Genomic DNA, 16,949 nt, shown 5'->3' with positions numbered 1-16,949 from the left:
GGTCACTTTTTCGGCACGGAGAGAATGAAGCGCGTCGATACCGCATTTGATTCCACGCGAACTTTTCCGTGATGCGCAGCGACGATGGACTTCACGATGGCAAGCCCAATCCCGCTGCCTTCGCCTTTGCGCTGCCTGGAAGGATCAACCCGATAAAAACGGTCAAACAGCCTCGGCAGATGCTCTTGCGGGATCGGCGTGCCGGGGTTTTCAACCACCAGTTCAACATCGTTCTCCTGTTCACTGAGCGAGACGGTCACCGCGTTTCCTTCCGGCGTATAGCGCAGGGCATTGGAGAGCAGATTGTTAATCGCTCTTCTGAACATCTGCGGGTCGCCTTCCGTCAGGCAGGGCTGCCCGTTAACGTTCAGCGTGACGTTACGTTCTTCCGCCCAGGCTTCGAAGAAATCGAACACTTTCACGACCTCGGCACGCAAATCAAACATCACCCGGTCCGGGATCAGCTGATTATTATCCGCCTGCGCCAGAAATAGCATGTCGCTGACCATCCGGGTCATCCGGTTGTACTCTTCAAGGCTGGAGTACAGGACATCCTCCAGCTCCTTCGGCGAGCGGTTCTGGCTCAGCGCGATTTCGGTTTGCGTCACCAGGTTGGTGATGGGGGTTCTGATTTCATGCGCGATGTCGGCGGAAAAATTCGCCTGCCGGGTAAAGACGTCTTCAATCTTTTCGATCATATGATTGAAGGAGATAACCAGCTGCTCCAGCTCAACGGGCACGCGGGAGGGTTCCAGCCGCGCGTCCAGATTCTCCGAGGTGATATTTTTAATGGCGTTGCTGACGTTACGCAGGGGCAGGTGACCCTGGCGCACCGCGATGCGAATAATGAGAATAATCAGCAGGCTGATTACCGCGGCAATGGCAAAAAGATTCTTCTTCAGCGCGTCCAGGTAGTGCAGATGAAAATTAATGGAGAGCCCGACCAGCATAACGTAGTTCTGCGCTTCGCCCTGCAGCGTCGCCGTGCCCGAAGAGGCGATAATCCGGTACGTTTCCATTTTCATGTCGTGCCCGGCGTGCAAGGGGGCGGCAGGGTCTTCAACCGTCCAGAGAAACACATCCTGCGCGCGACGGTGTGCGCTAAAGTCTGCCGCGTTCATTGCAGGGCGTAACGCCGCCCCTTGCGCCGAGCTGAACAGGGTCTTTCCCTGCGGATCCAGAAGCAGGACGGCCACGTTGCGGTAGCTGGTAATCGACTCTTTAAGCTTGCTGATTTTCTTTTGGTCGGGGTCGGCCGGGGACTGCAGGATGCGGTGCATCGCGGTGCTGATCTGCTGCAGGTCGCTGATGTCCTGCTCGGCGAAATGCTTTTCAACGGAGTGCAGCATAAACCACGTGAAGGCAAAAAAGGCCAGGATCGTGGAAAGACTGATAAAAAAGGTCAGCCGCAGGGCAAGCGAAAAAGGGCGTCTGAAGGGCTTAGCGCGCATCCAGCGCCTCCAGCATATAGCCTACGCCGCGCACCGTCTGGATCAGCTTCGGTTCATAATCGTTATCAACTTTCGCCCGCAGCCGCTTAACCGCCACGTCAATCGCGTTCGTGTCGCTGTCAAAATTCATGTCCCACACCTGGGAGGCGATCAGGGAGCGGGACAGCACCTCTCCCTTATGACGCAGGAAAAACTCCAGCAGGCTGAACTCTTTGCTGGTGAGTAAAATGCGGTTTCCGGCCCGGCTCACCTTTCGCGACACGAGGTCAACCGTCAGGTCAGCCGCATGAAGCTGGCTTTCCGCGATCACCGTATTTCCGCGTCTTAGCAGCGTCCTTACTCTGGCGAGCAGCTCAGCAAAGGCAAAAGGTTTGATCAGATAATCATCCGCGCCCAGCTCAAGCCCTTTTACCCGGTGTTCAATCGTGCCGAGCGCCGTGAGTAACAGTATCGGCATCCCTTTTCCGGCCGAGCGGAGCATGCGGACAATATCCCAGCCGTTCAAATCGGGCAGCATGATATCCAGGATCAGCAGATCGTATTCAGCGGTCATGGCGAGATGGTATCCGTTCAGGCCATTGTCCGCGTGGTCCACCACGAACCCCGCTTCAGTCAGCCCTTTGCTGAGGTACTCACCGGTTTTCATTTCGTCTTCAACGATCAGTATTTTCATCGTGCTCCCCCTGACTGGCTGCTGATGACATTCTAGTGAGCGTACCGCCGTTAACAATGACTTACGTTAAAAATGACAACATTGTCATTATCCTGTCACCCGTCAAACAGGATGCCTTCCGTAGAGTAGCCCTCGTCAAACTCTGGACGAGAAGCGTTATGTTCCTGTTAAAACGACTAAGCATCAGTACGGTATTCATCCTGGCAGGCTGCGTTTCGCTGGCACCTGAATACCAGCGGCCCGCGTCACCGGTACCCCAGCAGTTTTCGCTCTCGCGTAACGGCCTGACGCCTGCGATAGCGGGGTATCAGGACACCGGCTGGCGGCGCTTTTTTGTCGACCCTCAGGTTGCCGGACTGATTGCGGAAGCCTTGAAGAACAACCGCGATATAAAAATGGCCGCCCTGAAGGTCGAAGAAGCCCGGGCGCAGTTCAACGTGACGGACGCGGACCGTTATCCTCAGCTGAATGCAAATTCGGGTATCACCTACAGCGGTGGGCTGAAAGGTGATAAACCCACCTCACAGCAGTACGACGCGGGTCTTGCGCTTAGCTACGATCTCGACTTTTTCGGCAGGCTGAAAAACATGGGCGAGGCCGACCGACAGCGCTATTTCGCCAGCGAGGAAGCCCGCCGCGCCGTGCATATCCTGCTTGTCTCTAACGTGTCGCAGGGCTATTTCAACCAGCAGCTGGCGTATAAACAGCTGCGTATTGCGCGGGAGACATTGAAAAATTACCAGCACTCCTATGCGTTCGTTGAGCAGCAGCTGGTGACGGGCAGCATGAACGTCCTGGCGCTGGAACAGGCCCGGGGACAGATCGAAAGCACGCAGGCAGAGATTGCCAAAAGAGAGGGAGAGCTGGCGCAGGCCAATAATGCATTGCAGCTGGTCCTCGGCACGTATCGCGCGCTGCCGGGCGACAGCGGTATGAACGGCGGCGACGTTGCGCCGGTGAAACTGCCTCCCCATCTTTCATCAGCGATACTGCTGCAGCGCCCGGATATTATGGAGGCGGAGTATCAGCTTAAGGCGGCCGATGCGGATATCGGCGCGGCGCGAGCTGCCTTTTTCCCGTCCATTTCGCTGACCAGCGGGGTTTCAACGGGCAGTACGGAATTGTCCAGCCTGTTCACCGCGGGCAGCGGAATGTGGAATTTTATTCCTAAAATTGAACTTCCCATTTTTAATGCGGGCAGGAATAAAGCCAACCTGAAGCTGGCCGAAATTCGCCAGCAGCAGTCGGTTGTTAATTACGAACAAAAAATTCAGACCGCCTTTAAACAGGTTGCCGACGCGCTCGCGCTGCGGGACAGCATTACCCAGCAAATTGAAGCGCAGCAGCGCTATCTTGCTTCGCTGCAAATCACGCTGCAGCGTGCCAGAGGGTTATATTCCAGCGGTGCGGTCAGCTATATCGAGGTACTCGACGCGGAACGTTCTCTTTTCTCCACGCAGCAAACCATTATCGACCTTATTTACGCCCGACAGGTGAATGAAATAAATCTCTTCACCGCGCTGGGCGGTGGTTGGGTCGAATAACTTAATCAAAGAGGAAAATAAAAATGCGTAATTCACTTAAGGCCGTTGTATTCGGTGCGATCTCGGTTGTGTTTTCTGCCAGCCTCCAGGCTGAGGTGCATCAGCACGACGCAATGAACGCCGCCAGTGACGCGGCTTCCGAGCAAATTATCCACGGTAAGGGCGTTGTGAAAGCGGTTGATCTTACGAATAAAAAAATTACCATTTCTCATGACGCTATTCCGGCCATTGGCTGGCCCGCGATGACCATGCGGTTCACCTTTACCGACGCTGACGAGAGTATTAACGCACTAAAGCCCGGCAGCCAGGTTGATTTTTCATTTGTTCAGCAGGGCAATATCTCTTTACTCAAAAGCATTAAATAGCGAGATACGGCATGGCCTCATTAAAAATAAAATATGCTGCCATGATAGTCAGCAGCCTTATTGCGGGAGGGCTGATATCGGTGACGGCATGGCAGAATCTTCATTCATCTGAAAAAACGGAAAATAACGCGTCGGAAAGAGAGGTGCTTTTCTGGTATGACCCGATGAAACCCGACGTTAAATTCGATAAGCCCGGTACATCGCCGTTTATGGATATGGATCTGGTGCCGAAATATGCGGATGAAAACGAGGATAACACCAGTGCCGGTATACGTATCGATCCGGCTCAGGTTCAAAACCTGGGATTAAAAACGCAAAAGGTGACGCGCGGAACGCTGAATTATGCCCAGACGATCCCGGCTAACGTCAGCTATAACGACTATCAGTTTGTTATTGTGCAGGCGCGCGCGGAAGGCTTCGTTGAAAAAGTATACCCATTGACGACCGGCGATCGCGTGAAGAAAGGCACGCCGCTGATTGATATTACTATTCCGGACTGGGTCGAGGCGCAGAGTGAATTTTTGCTGTTATCCGGCACCGGCGGAACGCCGACGCAAATAAAAGGGGTGCTTGAACGGCTGCGGCTGGCGGGTATGCCGGACGAGGATATCCAGAGGCTGCGCGCCAGCCGTACTATCCAGACCCGGTTTACCATCAGGGCGCCCATCGACGGGGTCATTACGGCCTTTGACCTGCGTACCGGCATGAATATTTCCAAAGATAAGGTGGTAGCGCAAATACAGGGGATGGATCCGGTATGGATCGGCGCGGCGGTACCTGAATCCATCGCTTATCTGCTGAAAGATACCTCGCAGTTTGCTGTTTCGATTCCGGCTTATCCGGATAAAACCTTCCCGGTAGAAAAATGGAACATCCTGCCGAGCGTGGACCAGACCACCCGCACGCTGCAGGTTCGCCTGCAGGTTTCTAACAAGGACGAGCTGCTGAAGCCGGGCATGAACGCGTATCTGAAGATGAATACGCAAAGTCAGGAGATGCTGCTGATCCCCTCCCAGGCCGTGATTGATACCGGAAAAGAACAGCGCGTCATAACCGTTGATGAAGACGGGCGCTTTGTGCCGAAACCAATACACGTGCTGCATGAATCTCAGCAGCAGTCGGGGATTGGTAGCGGACTGGAAGAGGGGGAGTCGGTGGTGGTCAGCGGCCTGTTCCTGATTGACTCGGAGGCCAATATTACCGGCGCGCTGGAGCGCATGCGTCAGGCTGAAAACGCTGACGACGCGCATTCCGGCCATTAAGGAGACGATGATGATTGAATGGATTATCCGGCGATCGGTCGCCAACCGTTTCCTGGTCATGCTGGGGGCGCTTTTTCTCAGCGTCTGGGGAACATGGACCATCATCAACACCCCGGTCGATGCCTTGCCCGATCTGTCTGATGTTCAGGTGATAATCAAAACAAGCTATCCCGGCCAGGCCCCGCAGATTGTTGAAAACCAGGTCACCTATCCGCTTACCACCACCATGCTGTCGGTTCCCGGCGCAAAGACCGTGCGCGGTTTTTCCCAGTTTGGCGATTCGTATGTGTACGTCATTTTTGAAGATGGCACCGATCTCTACTGGGCCCGTTCGCGCGTGCTGGAGTATCTGAACCAGGTTCAGGGCAAACTGCCTGCCGGGGTGAGCTCTGAAATAGGCCCTGATGCCACGGGCGTGGGCTGGATATTTGAGTATGCGCTGGTGGATCGCAGCGGAAAACACGATCTCGCCGAATTGCGCTCGTTGCAGGACTGGTTCCTAAAGTTTGAGCTGAAAACTATCCCGAACGTGGCCGAGGTCGCGTCGGTGGGCGGCGTGGTAAAGCAGTATCAGATTCAGGTTGATCCGCTAAAGCTGACCCAGTTCGGCATCAGCCTGCCTGAGGTTAAGCAGGCGCTTGAATCGTCCAACCAGGAAGCAGGGGGATCGTCGGTTGAAATGGCGGAAGCGGAGTATATGGTCCGCGCCAGCGGCTATCTGCAGACGCTGGATGATTTCAATAATGTTGTCCTGAAAACCGGTGAGAACGGGGTACCGATTTACCTCCGTGATGTTGCCCGCGTACAGACGGGGCCGGAAATGCGGCGCGGTATTGCCGAGCTGAACGGGCAGGGGGAAGTTGCGGGTGGCGTGGTAATTCTGCGTTCGGGCAAAAACGCGCGCGACGTTATTACCGCGGTGAAAGATAAGCTGGCGACCCTCAAGGCCAGCCTGCCGGAAGGCGTTGAGATCGTGACCACCTACGATCGCAGCCAGCTGATCGACCGGGCAATCGACAACCTGAGCTACAAGCTGCTTGAAGAGTTTGTTGTGGTGGCCATCGTCTGCGCGCTGTTCCTCTGGCACGTCCGTTCCGCGCTGGTGGCGATTGTCTCTTTGCCGCTGGGCCTGTGTATTGCCTTTATCGTCATGCACTTCCAGGGGCTGAACGCCAATATCATGTCGCTGGGCGGGATTGCGATTGCCGTCGGCGCGATGGTGGATGCCGCCATCGTGATGATTGAAAACGCGCACAAACGGCTTGAAGAGTGGGATCATCAGCATCCTGGAGAGCAGATTGATAACGTTACTCGCTGGAAGACGATCACCAACGCCTCCGTGGAAGTGGGGCCAGCGCTGTTTATCAGCCTGCTGATTATTACCTTGTCGTTCATTCCCATCTTCACCCTGGAGGGGCAGGAAGGGCGGCTGTTTGGCCCGCTGGCCTTTACCAAAACGTACTCCATGGCAGGTGCAGCCGCGCTGGCCATCATTGTTATCCCTATTCTGATGGGATTCTGGATCCGGGGTAAAATCCCCGCCGAGACCAGTAACCCACTGAACAGGCTGCTGATTAAAGCCTATCACCCGCTTCTGGTTCGGGTGCTGCACTGGCCCAAAACAACGTTGCTCGTTGCCGTCTTGTCCATCTTCACGGTTATCTGGCCTTTGAGCCAGGTGGGCGGCGAGTTTCTGCCGAAGATCAACGAGGGGGATCTGCTGTATATGCCGTCCACGCTGCCCGGCGTGTCCCCGGCAGAAGCGGCCGCGCTGTTACAGACCACGGACAAATTAATCAAAACCGTGCCTGAGGTGGCCTCAGTTTTTGGTAAGACCGGCAAGGCGGAAACGGCAACGGATTCTGCGCCGCTCGAAATGGTGGAAACCACCATTCAGCTTAAGCCGGAGGATCAATGGCGGCCAGGCATGACGATGGACAAGATCGTTGACGAGCTGCATAAAACCGTTCGTTTGCCCGGCCTGGCTAACCTTTGGGTGCCGCCCATACGTAACCGCATTGATATGCTCTCAACCGGGATCAAAAGCCCGATAGGTATCAAGGTGTCCGGTACCGTTTTGTCTGATATCGACGCGACGGCGCAAAGCATCGAGGCGGTAGCGAAAACCGTGCCGGGCGTGGTGTCAGCCCTGGCTGAACGTCTGGAGGGCGGGCGCTACATTGATATTGATATCAACCGGGAAAAAGCGTCCCGCTATGGGATGACGGTGGGTGACGTGCAGCTGTTTGTCTCCTCGGCCATCGGCGGTGCGACGGTGGGGGAAACGGTAGAGGGCGTTGCCCGGTACCCGATAAACATTCGCTATCCTCAGGACTATCGGAACAGCCCACAGACGCTGAGAGAAATGCCGATTCTGACGCCGATGAAGCAGCAGATCACGCTGGGCGATGTGGCTGATATAAAGGTCGTATCTGGCCCGACCATGCTGAAAACGGAGAATGCGCGTCCTGCCAGCTGGATTTACATTGATGCACGGGGCAGGGATATGGTGTCGGTGGTGAACGACATTAAGACGGCCATCAACCAAAACTTGAAGCTGAGGCCGGGTACCAGCGTCTCATTCTCCGGGCAGTTTGAACTGCTGGAGCACGCCAATAAGAAACTGAAGCTGATGGTGCCGATGACGGTGATGATCATCTTCATTCTGCTCTATCTGGCGTTCCGTCGCGTGGATGAGGCGTTACTGATCCTGATGAGTCTGCCGTTTGCCCTGGTCGGCGGCATCTGGTTCCTGTACTGGCAGGGCTTCCATATGTCTGTTGCAACCGGCACCGGCTTTATCGCCCTGGCCGGGGTGGCGGCAGAGTTCGGGGTCGTCATGCTGATGTATTTGCGGCATGCCATTGAGGCGAATCCAGCCTTATCCCGGCGTGAGACATTCACCGCACAAGCGTTGGATGACGCTCTGTACCATGGCGCGGTTCTGCGTGTCCGACCCAAGGCGATGACGGTGGCGGTTATCATTGCGGGTCTGCTGCCTATACTCTGGGGAACCGGCACGGGGTCAGAAGTTATGAGTCGGATCGCCGCGCCGATGATTGGCGGGATGATCACCGCGCCGCTGCTGTCGCTGTTTATCATTCCGGCGGCGTATAAGCTTATCTGGTTACGCAGGTATAAAAAGCAATAAACAGACCCCGCCAGAGATGGCGGGGTTTTATGTTCAACGAGCCTGGTGCAAAAGTTTACGCCAGGCACGATTGTGCAGGGTAAACAGCAGCATCTTATAGAAAGAAGTAGAGTGGATGCAGTAACCGCTGAGCAGCAGCATAGAGATGCTTATCGACGCCGCGATGAGACTGACGCCCGGAACACTCGCACCGCTTAGCGCAGTCAGCAGATAGACTGTCGTTAACACAAGGCTTACAACTGCCAGCGTAAGATGCACCTGCACGGCACGCATGAGGCCTTTGCCAATCAGAAACATCGTCATGCCATTGATGCCTGAGAACAGCAGGGCGATCAAAACCACCCATATAAATACGCTTTCTTCAGGCTCCCCGAGGGCGGCGCTGACTTTGTAACCCAACCACAGCTGCGGTATCCCAAAATTGACGATCACCCCAAGGGTACTGAGAACAGCTGGAATGCCCATGGTATAGCATCCCGTCGGTGTTCCGATCAGTTCGGCCAGTTCCGCTTTTAACTGTTGCAGTTGTGCAGTATTGGCCTTGCTGATTCTTACCGCCAGGTCGTTACAGTGGTTTAGTCGACGATATAGTGCTTTAATTATTTGAATATAATGACATAAACGTCATCAGCCCGTCATGCGAAAGAGGTTCAGCCATATGAGCTGCGAGCACTGCCGTGAACTCTGTGTTAAGTACGTTATCCGGACGCCCGATCAGTTACGAAAAGCAATTCGTATTGCCAGAAATGCAATCAACGAAGGGATGTTGTCAGAAGTTCTGACAAAGGACGACTGGAATCAGTACAGCTTCAGTGAGTGCTCTGAAAAGATGATATGGGGCGACATCGTCGATTACCACTTTGTATGCAACTTTTGCGGTACCCAGTTCGTCCTGGGGGCAGAAACGTATCATGGAAGTGGAGGTTACTGGTCGCCAGAGTTTGAAAAGCCTTCCGACATCATTGACTGATTATGATGTAAGAGCAGTGGCTGAGGCACAGGATATGATTTATGGATTTATTGCATTTAACTTATGTATTGTGAATGTTGAGATCACCAATTTTCAACAGGCGTAGAGTGGTCAAAGCGGTGAATCTGAAAGAGATCCACATAAGTGAAAGACGAGAAGCGTGAGGGAGGTCAGAATTAGTAACAGATTGATGTATCGGCTCGTGATTAACTATTAGATGACATTTAACATAATATACATTATGCGCACTAAAGTAAGGTTCGGAAAATTCTGCCTTTCTACGGCCATGATTGCTCTGGTCATTGATAGCCTGAAAATTCGCCTGTTCAAATGTCAACGCTATCACGATATCCGCACCCTCAACGTCTACGTTTATACAAGGTTAAAAGACGTTTGATATACTCCAGGCTTTGACCACCGCTGCTGTAGACTTATGGAAATTGAACTCGATAAAAGCTTCAAAGAAAGGATTTTCCACGCTGTCATTTTTGAAGTGACGGCCAACGTTATCATCGCTCTGTCTCTTGCATGGCTGATGAACGTCTCGGTACTCCAGTCCGGTTCGTTGTCCGTGATATCCGCACTTACCGCAACGGTCTGGAATTTTATCTTCAATAAGCTCTTTGACTCCCTGCAGAAAAAACATCAGTTTCAACGAACGTTCCTCGTTCGCGCCATCCATGCGGTTGGGTTTGAAACGGGCCTTATCGTTTCCTTAATCCCTGTGGCCATGTTCATGCTGAATTTAACGATCGCGGAGGCATTTTTTGTCGAGATTGGCCTTGTGCTGTTTTTCCTGCCATACACGATGCTCTTTAACTGGCTCTATGATCACCTGCGTTGGACATTCATTGGGAGTAAACGGTCTGCTGTGTAGCGAGTCTTGATATCGGTCACATTCACAACCCCTTGATCGTATTGGACTCCACTCTTTTTCTATACTTCTCATTTCACCATTACTTTTGAGGAGTCCATCATGTTTGATCATGTGAAATTCGGCGTCAGCGATTATGAGAAAAGTAAAACCTTCTTCCTCATGTCGCTTCAACCGCTCGGTATCGAACTCGTCGATGAAGGCTCTCCTGACTATGGCGTCGAAATGAGTTCAGGCGATGTATCTCTTTGCCTTTTTCAGTCGAATGATAAGCCCGCTCCGCTTCATCTGGCCTTTGTGGCCACGACACGCCAGCAGGTTAATGACTTTTACCATGCCGCGCTGCGCGCAGGCGGACGCGATAATGGTGCACCGGGATTGCGCTCCTACGGTAAAAATTACTATGCCGCATTTGTCATTGCGCCTGATGGTCATAATATCGAAGCGGTATGCCATGCCCCCGAAGAAGGATAAGTTAATTTCGCCCGTCCGCCTGATAATTCTTGATATTGCACGATATTGCCGATTATCATTCCCGTGAAGTGAGAAACAAACCTGCAATTTCATGCAAAAACACTTAACGAGGTGGATATGACGCAACAGTTGATTTTGATTGCTGGCCCCTATCGAAGCGGTACAGACGGCATTCAGGCCCGCATTGATGAAAATCTTGCCCGTCTTGAACGAGCTGCATTAGCCGTTTATCAGCGCGGCCACGTTCCGGTAATTGGTGAATGGCTGGCGCTTCCACTGGCCAAGGCCGCGGGCTCGACGTCGGTGGGCGATGAGATTGCAGAATCGATGCTGTATCCCGTTGCACACCGGCTCATCGCAAAATGTGATGCAATTTATCGTATTGCCGGCGCGTCTCAGGGCGCGGACATGGACATAGAGGTTGCGCGAAAACACGGCCTCACGATTTATACCGCGCTTGAAAGCATTCCTCAGGCTTAACGGTTCCCGCGCCAGCCAGTTTCTGGCTGGCTCACGCGGTAGCCAGCACGACCGACACCCCTTTTTCCGATACCGCATTAATCCAGCCTTGATCGGTATCTCCTTCAACCACGATCGTATTTGCCAGCGCCACATCGCCAATCACAAATGATGACGCCGTGTTTATTTTTTCCGGCGACGCCAGAACAACCGTCTCGGCGGCTCTGCCGGAAAATGCACGTTTGATGCACGCCTCTTCAAAATCTCCGGTCGTCAGCCCTGCTTCCGGATGGATGCCGGTTACGCCCATAAAGAACAGATCCGCATGAATATTTTCGATACCTTCGATGGCCGCCGCGCCGACCGCGACAATCGAATGTTTATACAAACGGCCGCCGATCAGAATAACCTCGATGGAAGGATGATTAACAAGCCCCAGGGCAATGCTCGGACTGTGCGTCACCACGGTAATGCGCAGGTCATGCGGTAAGAAGGCGATCAGTTCTGAGGTGGTCGTTCCACCGTCAACGATCACCACCTGGCCCGAAGAAATCAGCTGCGCCCCCTTCTGCGCCACCTTTCTTTTGGCATCCATTTTAACGGACTGTCGTTCCGCGAAAGGCACAATAGCGGAAGACGACGGCAGCGCGCCGCCATGAACCCGCTGTAAACGCCCTTCTGCCGCCAGCTCGCGCAAATCGCGTCGGATGGTGTCTTCAGAGACGTCGAAGAGAACGCTGAGCGCTTTTGACTGGACCTGACCTTCGGCGCCGAGCTTTTCAAGGATTAACTGTTTTCGCTGACTGGTGAGCATCATGGATTCCTGATGTTGCATGTTTAATCTTGAAATTGCACGTTAATGCTGTTATTGATAGTTACTCTACGTAAGGAGGACGAAACGTGCAATCAAAACGTGCAGATGTGCGCATCATTGACAGTGAAACCCTGTCCGATAACTGGTATTTACTTAAAAAATATACCTTTGACCTGCAAAGGCGCGATGGCGAATGGCAGCGGCAAACGCGTGAAGTTTATGACCGGGGGAACGGCGCCACGATCCTGCTCTACAACCGCGACCAAAAAACCGTGATTCTGACCCGCCAGTTCCGCTTCCCGGTCTTTATTAATGGCCATGAGGACGATCTGATCGAGGCGGCGGCCGGCCTGCTCGATAATATGGATCCCGAAAGCCGCATTAAAGCAGAGGCGGAAGAAGAGACCGGGTTTAACGTGTCGAGCGTGCAGAAAATCTTTGAAGCCTACATGAGCCCTGGCTCCGTCACGGAGAAACTCTACTTCTATCTTGCCGAGTATCAGCCGAAGGACAAAACCAGCGCAGGCGGCGGTATCAAAGCGGAGGGCGAAGATATCGACGTGCTTGAAATGCCCTTTGAAGAGGCACTGCGGGGAATTGATACGGGCAAGATCGTCGACGGAAAAACCATCATGCTGCTCTACCATATTGCACTGAAAGGCATTCTGTAACCTGCCGCTCGCCTGACGCCTGTCCCGGCGCAGGTGTCGGCCTGTGCTATCCTTGCTGAAACACGCAAAACGGAGATCTGAAGATGGCCGACTGGAACCCTTCGCTTTATCTGCAATACGGTGCTGAACGAACGCGCCCTGCCGCCGAGCTGCTTGCCAGAATTCCCCTGAGTGACGTCGCCACCATCGCCGATTTGGGCTGCGGGCCGGGAAACAGCACCGCGCTGTTGCAGCATCGCTGGCCTAAAGCTCAGATCGTCGGCGTCGATAACTCGCCTGCCATGCTGGAAGAGGCGCGCAGCGCACTGCCCGACTGTCAGTTCGTTGAGGCCGATATCCGCCAGTTCAGGCCAGGCCAGCCGTTGAACCTCATCTATGCGAACGCATCGCTACAGTGGGTCCCTGACCATTACGATCTCCTGCCGCACCTGGCGTCACTGCTCACGCTCAATGGCGTGCTGGCGATCCAGATGCCGGACAACTGGCTTGAGCCCACGCATGTGGCAATGCGCGAAGTGGCGCTGGATCAAGGCTACCCCGACCGTGGCCGTGAGCCGCTGCCCGGCGTGCATGCCTATTACGATATCCTGTCGGAGGCCGGCTGCGATGTGGATATCTGGCGGACGATCTATTTCCATAAAATGAGTTCGCACCAGGCCATTATTGACTGGGTCAGCGCTACCGGTTTGCGGCCGTGGCTCCAGGAACTCAACGAGAGCGAGCAGAAACGTTTCCTGGAACGCTACCATGAACTGCTGGAGGAGCAGTATCCGCTCCAGGAAAACGGACAGATACTGCTGGCTTTTCCCCGGCTGTTTATGGTTGCCCAGCGTCAGCCCTGAACGACGCTATGAACGGGCTTCTTTGAGCAGCTGCTGGATAACCTTTTCCTGCTGCTCATAATTTCCTTCGCCAAACGAGGTATAGCGTAGCTGGCCTTTAGCATCGAAATAGTAGTGCGCGGGCCAGTACTGGTTGCCGAAAGCGTTCCAGATCTGATAGTTGTTGTCCGTCACAACCCGGTACGGCAGCTGCCATTTATTGACCGCGTTTTTCACCGAGGCGATCGGTTTCTCCCAGGGATATTCAGGCGTGTGTACCCCTATGACGACCAGGCCCTGAGACTGGTATTTTGTTGCCCAGTCTCGCACGTGCGGAAGCGTATGCTGGCAGTTAATGCAGTCCCAGGTCCAGAAATCGATCAGAACCACCTTCCCGCGCAGTGACTCAGACGTGACAGGGTCACCATTCACCCACCCTGTTCCACCGCTTAATGAAGGCAGCTGGCTGCTGGGCTCGGTCATGACGACCGGCTGAAGCTTCGTCGGTTGGGTGGCGGGTTTTGCCAGATTCAGCAGCGCGGTTTCAAGGCGATCCGCGACGCCGTTTGCGCCCTGCAGAACAGACGTCATCCCTGTTGCGTTAAAGACGACGGCCGCTAACATTACCACGCCTGCCCCCTGACGTAATTTTTCCATCAGCGCCGATCTTGCTCTCAGCGGCGCCATCAGCGTGCGGCCTCCGAAAACGAGCAAACCCAGCATCAGCGCGCAGCCGCTACCGTAGGCGGCCAGCAAGGCTCCTGTGGCAATGGCCGAATGTCCGGCAATATTGATGCTGAAAATGGCGCCCAGAATCGGTCCCGCGCAGGGAGACCAGAGCAGCCCGACCGCAAGCCCGGCCAGAAAAGCCGATGCTATACCGCGCGTTTGCCCGCTTCGGGTGTTGAGGGCATTTCCCGCGCTCACTGCCGGCCCGGCAATACGCTGGGCAAAGGCCGGAAAAATTAAGGCCAGCGCGGCCATGGCCAGGACGATAAGCGCGATCCAGCGCCCGACGATAGTTGCCTCTGCTATCCACTCGCTGGCGACGGTGACGACCATCGCCACCAGGGTGAACATGACGATCATCCCCGCGAGCAGCGCCAGAATCTGTCGCCGCTGCCCCTGAAAACCGGCGAACAGGAGAGGAATAACCGGGAGCGTACATGGACTGAGCAGGCTTATCATCCCGCCCAGGAAAGCAATTATCAGAAACATAGACACCTCACATTACAAGTCCTGCGACGCTGCAGTGAGGCTATTTCATCGTGCGGATGTGTTCAGGATATGTGTAAAAGCGTGGGTTTTGTCTGGCTCTGTATCGCCCATGCCGGGTGATACAGAACCGTACAATTAACGGCGCGGGAGAGTAATCGAAACGTCCAGCCCGCCCTCTGCGCGGTTCGCCAGCTTTAGCTTTCCGTCCAGCTGAGCGGTGAGCTGCGCAGCGATAGCCAGGCCGAGCCCTGTCCCGCCGGTGTCGCGGTTGCGTGACGTTTCCACCCGATAAAACGGCTGTAATACCGCCTCCAGCTCGGCATCCGGTATCCCCGGCCCGCCGTCGATGATGTGAATAACCACCTCTCCGGCAGCCGAGTCATCAATGCTAATGGTGGCGTAGTCGCCAAATTTCAGGGCGTTATCCAGCAGGTTGGTCATCACCCGACGAAGCGCCTGCGGACGCGTGACGATGGGCAAACGGTTTTCGCCTGCCTGAAACTGCACGTTTTTACCGATGTCCTGATAATCGCAGGCGATGCTGTTTATCCAGGCATTCAGCTCCAGCTTCAGCGAGGTCTCTTCCAGCGATTCTGATGACCGGGCATACGCAATGCCCTCCCGCACCAGACGCGACATGTTATCCAGGTCGTTTAAGAGCTTGTCGCGCAGGTCAGGCTGTTCAGCCATTTCAACACGAAGCTTCATGCGGGTAATCGGGGTCTGGAGATCGTGCGAAATGGATGCCAGAATCTGCGCCCGCTCCCTGAGATAGGACTGAATGCGCGCCTGCATCGCGTTGAAGGCATGCGCTGCCCGCTGAACCTCAACCGGCCCTTTTTCCGTCATTGGCGAATTGGCCGCCGGGTCCAGGGAATCTACCGCGCGGGTAAACTGTGAAAAAGGCCGTATCACCTGGCGCACGGCGATCCAGGAGCAGGCAGCCAGCACGAGCAGCTGCAGAATAAGAACAACCGGCAGCCAGCTGGCGACCGGCGGCATCCGAGGGATCAGGTCGATGGTCAGGGGCGCGCCATCATGTAACGTGAGATGCGCCTGGATATGTGAAATGGCGCCGGGAACGGCGGTAAAGCTGAGCGGGTACTGTTCCGCAAGCGTCGCTTTTAAGGTTCGGATGGCGTCCCGCGAACGCTTGTCCGTCGGCGCGTTGCCGGGCTCTCCCGGTCCCAGAATATAGCGGTAGTTACCCCGTTCAAGGCGCGGCAGCCAGGCCGCGCGCTCGCTGGCCGGTAAGCGGTCTAAGATAGCCACGCTGGTCGCGACATCGTATTCCAGATTACCAAGCATCACCGTTCGGGCGCTGTGCATTCGCTCAATCATGACCAGCGTCAGGCTCAGGGCGTTGGCCAGCAACAGGCCGGGCAGCACGACGATCAGCAGGCGGGCCAGCAGCGAGCGAGGCCAGAGCGTCATTCGTTAGCCTCTTTGATGGTGACCGGCATGGTAAACACATAGCCCTCGCTGCGCACGGTTTTGATATACGCGGGCGTGCGGGCATCTTCATTCAGACGCTGGCGAACCCGGCTAACCAGCAGGTCGATTGAGCGTTCAAACAGCTCGGCGTCGCGTCCCTGCGTCAGGTTGAGCAGCTGATCGCGGGTCAGCACCCGCTGCGGGTGGTCAAGGAAAACGCGCAGCAGGCGATACTCCGCCCCGCTGAGCGCCACAATCACCCCTTCCGGGTCGATCAGGTGTCGGGCAACGGTATCGAGCTGCCATTCGCCGAACGTCACCAGCCGCCCTGCTTCCGTCACCTGTAAATTGGGCGGCATCGTGCGAAAACGGCGTAAAATCGCTTTGATACGCGCCAGCAATTCTCGCGCGACGAAAGGTTTTACGACGTAATCGTCGGCTCCCATTTCCAGACCCAGGATCCTGTCCGTCTCCTCGTTGCGCGCCGTCAGCATCAGGATGGGCAGATCTTTATATTTCCCGACGCGTAATTGCCGACACAGCGTAAGCCCGTCATCGCCGGGCATCATAACGTCCAGCACCACCAGGTCGATATGCTGTTTGTCCAGCACGACGCGCATCTCTTTGCCGTTTGCCGCGCCAGAGGCGCGATAACCGGACTTAACGAGATAGTCGATAATCAGTTCACGAATATCCCTGTCGTCATCGACGACAAGGATATGATCAATATGCTCCACCGAAATCTCCAGACCGAAGGGTAACGTACTG

Annotated in this window: 17 protein-coding genes; 10 read left to right on the top strand and 7 right to left on the bottom strand. The window is 54.9% G+C overall.

Features of this window, described 5'->3' with window-relative positions:
* Window positions 1-2 precede the first annotated feature (2 nt).
* Both USG84_RS05575 and USG84_RS05570 read right to left on the bottom strand, forming a co-directional pair.
* Window positions 3-1,451 (bottom strand): Cu(+)/Ag(+) sensor histidine kinase, encoded by a 1,449-nt coding sequence (locus USG84_RS05575; protein WP_253542025.1) that lies wholly within the window; start codon window positions 1,449-1,451, stop codon window positions 3-5.
* Window positions 1,441-2,124 carry a copper/silver response regulator transcription factor gene (locus USG84_RS05570; protein WP_151413723.1) on the bottom strand — a complete coding sequence of 228 codons (684 nt, stop codon included), beginning with the start codon at window positions 2,122-2,124 and terminating at the stop codon, window positions 1,441-1,443. Before USG84_RS05570 ends, USG84_RS05575 begins: the two co-directional genes overlap by 11 nt.
* A 158-nt stretch (window positions 2,125-2,282) precedes the next feature.
* Here USG84_RS05570 and USG84_RS05565 point away from each other — a divergent pair, with 158 nt between their 5' ends.
* The 4 genes from USG84_RS05565 to silA are packed head-to-tail and all read left to right on the top strand — an operon-like array spanning window position 2,283 to window position 8,446.
* Window positions 2,283-3,668, top strand: coding sequence for an efflux transporter outer membrane subunit (locus USG84_RS05565; protein WP_151413724.1), 1,386 nt, complete (start codon window positions 2,283-2,285; stop codon window positions 3,666-3,668).
* Window positions 3,669-3,691: 23 nt separating this feature from the next.
* The gene (gene cusF, locus USG84_RS05560) at window positions 3,692-4,033 is read left to right on the top strand and encodes a cation efflux system protein CusF (protein WP_253542022.1); all 342 of its coding nucleotides are present in this window, start codon (window positions 3,692-3,694) and stop codon (window positions 4,031-4,033) included.
* An 11-nt stretch (window positions 4,034-4,044) separates the two neighbouring features.
* The gene (locus USG84_RS05555) at window positions 4,045-5,295 is read left to right on the top strand and encodes an efflux RND transporter periplasmic adaptor subunit (RefSeq protein ID WP_151413725.1); all 1,251 of its coding nucleotides are present in this window, start codon (window positions 4,045-4,047) and stop codon (window positions 5,293-5,295) included.
* A gap of 10 nt (window positions 5,296-5,305) precedes the next feature.
* Window positions 5,306-8,446 (top strand): Cu(+)/Ag(+) efflux RND transporter permease subunit SilA, encoded by a 3,141-nt coding sequence (gene silA / locus USG84_RS05550; protein WP_320738235.1) that lies wholly within the window; start codon window positions 5,306-5,308, stop codon window positions 8,444-8,446.
* Between the two features lie 33 nt (window positions 8,447-8,479).
* On the opposite strand, the gene USG84_RS05545 is transcribed toward silA, so the two are convergent.
* On the bottom strand, window positions 8,480-8,911 hold the full coding sequence (locus USG84_RS05545) for a hypothetical protein (RefSeq protein ID WP_320738197.1): 432 nt from the start codon (window positions 8,909-8,911) through the stop codon (window positions 8,480-8,482).
* A gap of 446 nt (window positions 8,912-9,357) precedes the next feature.
* On the opposite strand from USG84_RS05545, the gene USG84_RS05540 reads away from it, so the two are divergent.
* From USG84_RS05540 to USG84_RS05525, 4 genes are all read left to right on the top strand, one after another.
* On the top strand, window positions 9,358-9,522 hold the full coding sequence (locus tag USG84_RS05540) for a hypothetical protein (RefSeq protein WP_253542015.1): 165 nt from the start codon (window positions 9,358-9,360) through the stop codon (window positions 9,520-9,522).
* A gap of 327 nt (window positions 9,523-9,849) precedes the next feature.
* Window positions 9,850-10,293, top strand: coding sequence for a PACE efflux transporter (locus USG84_RS05535; RefSeq protein WP_151413727.1), 444 nt, complete (start codon window positions 9,850-9,852; stop codon window positions 10,291-10,293).
* A 99-nt stretch (window positions 10,294-10,392) separates the two neighbouring features.
* Entirely contained in the window at window positions 10,393-10,764 is a 372-nt protein-coding gene (locus tag USG84_RS05530) for a VOC family protein (protein WP_320738196.1), read from the top strand.
* A gap of 117 nt (window positions 10,765-10,881) precedes the next feature.
* Window positions 10,882-11,244, top strand: coding sequence for a DUF4406 domain-containing protein (locus tag USG84_RS05525; RefSeq protein ID WP_151413728.1), 363 nt, complete (start codon window positions 10,882-10,884; stop codon window positions 11,242-11,244).
* A 31-nt stretch (window positions 11,245-11,275) separates the two neighbouring features.
* Here the strand turns inward: USG84_RS05525 and USG84_RS05520 are convergent, their stop codons facing one another.
* Window positions 11,276-12,037: a DeoR/GlpR family DNA-binding transcription regulator gene (locus USG84_RS05520; RefSeq protein WP_151413759.1), complete on the bottom strand. Its 762-nt coding sequence runs from the start codon at window positions 12,035-12,037 to the stop codon at window positions 11,276-11,278.
* An 86-nt stretch (window positions 12,038-12,123) separates the two neighbouring features.
* Between USG84_RS05520 and USG84_RS05515 the strand changes: the two genes are divergently transcribed.
* Together USG84_RS05515 and tam are read left to right on the top strand one after the other, a co-directional pair.
* A complete protein-coding gene (locus USG84_RS05515) occupies window positions 12,124-12,708 on the top strand; it encodes an NUDIX domain-containing protein (RefSeq protein WP_061098202.1) in 585 nt (194 codons plus the stop codon).
* 83 nt (window positions 12,709-12,791) lie between these two features.
* Window positions 12,792-13,550 carry a trans-aconitate 2-methyltransferase gene (gene tam, locus USG84_RS05510; protein WP_151413729.1) on the top strand — a complete coding sequence of 253 codons (759 nt, stop codon included), beginning with the start codon at window positions 12,792-12,794 and terminating at the stop codon, window positions 13,548-13,550.
* Between the two features lie 6 nt (window positions 13,551-13,556).
* Here tam and USG84_RS05505 read toward each other — a convergent pair whose 3' ends face one another.
* From USG84_RS05505 to USG84_RS05495, 3 genes are all read right to left on the bottom strand, one after another.
* Window positions 13,557-14,747 carry a cytochrome c biogenesis protein/redoxin gene (locus USG84_RS05505; RefSeq protein WP_253542004.1) on the bottom strand — a complete coding sequence of 397 codons (1,191 nt, stop codon included), beginning with the start codon at window positions 14,745-14,747 and terminating at the stop codon, window positions 13,557-13,559.
* 135 nt (window positions 14,748-14,882) lie between these two features.
* A complete protein-coding gene (locus tag USG84_RS05500) occupies window positions 14,883-16,181 on the bottom strand; it encodes an ATP-binding protein (RefSeq protein WP_253542002.1) in 1,299 nt (432 codons plus the stop codon).
* A complete protein-coding gene (locus USG84_RS05495; protein ID WP_028013158.1) occupies window positions 16,178-16,918 on the bottom strand; it encodes a response regulator in 741 nt (246 codons plus the stop codon). The genes USG84_RS05500 and USG84_RS05495 overlap by 4 nt, the downstream gene beginning before the upstream one ends.
* Window positions 16,919-16,949: the final 31 nt, after the last annotated feature.

Source organism: Enterobacter sp. 168J2, from assembly GCF_034107265.1.
Classification (GTDB): Bacteria; Pseudomonadota; Gammaproteobacteria; order Enterobacterales; family Enterobacteriaceae; genus Enterobacter; species Enterobacter nematophilus.
The sequence above is the reverse complement of the archived record's forward strand: the minus strand, read 5'-3'. Positions and strand labels throughout refer to the sequence as shown.

Excerpts from the sequence above, each read along its gene's own strand:
- USG84_RS05540 (WP_253542015.1), top strand. The coding sequence starts at position 9,358 with ATGGAAGTGGAGGTTACTGGTCGCCAGAGTTTGAAAAGCCTTCCGACA.
- USG84_RS05570 (WP_151413723.1), bottom strand. The coding sequence starts at position 2,124 with ATGAAAATACTGATCGTTGAAGACGAAATGAAAACCGGTGAGTACCTC.
- USG84_RS05520 (WP_151413759.1), bottom strand. The coding sequence starts at position 12,037 with ATGCTCACCAGTCAGCGAAAACAGTTAATCCTTGAAAAGCTCGGCGCC.
- tam (WP_151413729.1), top strand. The coding sequence starts at position 12,792 with ATGGCCGACTGGAACCCTTCGCTTTATCTGCAATACGGTGCTGAACGA.
- USG84_RS05525 (WP_151413728.1), top strand. The coding sequence starts at position 10,882 with ATGACGCAACAGTTGATTTTGATTGCTGGCCCCTATCGAAGCGGTACA.
- USG84_RS05575 (WP_253542025.1), bottom strand. The coding sequence starts at position 1,451 with ATGCGCGCTAAGCCCTTCAGACGCCCTTTTTCGCTTGCCCTGCGGCTG.
- USG84_RS05500 (WP_253542002.1), bottom strand. The coding sequence starts at position 16,181 with ATGACGCTCTGGCCTCGCTCGCTGCTGGCCCGCCTGCTGATCGTCGTG.
- USG84_RS05545 (WP_320738197.1), bottom strand. The coding sequence starts at position 8,911 with ATGGGCATTCCAGCTGTTCTCAGTACCCTTGGGGTGATCGTCAATTTT.
- USG84_RS05535 (WP_151413727.1), top strand. The coding sequence starts at position 9,850 with ATGGAAATTGAACTCGATAAAAGCTTCAAAGAAAGGATTTTCCACGCT.
- silA (WP_320738235.1), top strand. The coding sequence starts at position 5,306 with ATGATTGAATGGATTATCCGGCGATCGGTCGCCAACCGTTTCCTGGTC.
- USG84_RS05505 (WP_253542004.1), bottom strand. The coding sequence starts at position 14,747 with ATGTTTCTGATAATTGCTTTCCTGGGCGGGATGATAAGCCTGCTCAGT.
- cusF (WP_253542022.1), top strand. The coding sequence starts at position 3,692 with ATGCGTAATTCACTTAAGGCCGTTGTATTCGGTGCGATCTCGGTTGTG.
- USG84_RS05555 (WP_151413725.1), top strand. The coding sequence starts at position 4,045 with ATGGCCTCATTAAAAATAAAATATGCTGCCATGATAGTCAGCAGCCTT.
- USG84_RS05565 (WP_151413724.1), top strand. The coding sequence starts at position 2,283 with ATGTTCCTGTTAAAACGACTAAGCATCAGTACGGTATTCATCCTGGCA.
- USG84_RS05530 (WP_320738196.1), top strand. The coding sequence starts at position 10,393 with ATGTTTGATCATGTGAAATTCGGCGTCAGCGATTATGAGAAAAGTAAA.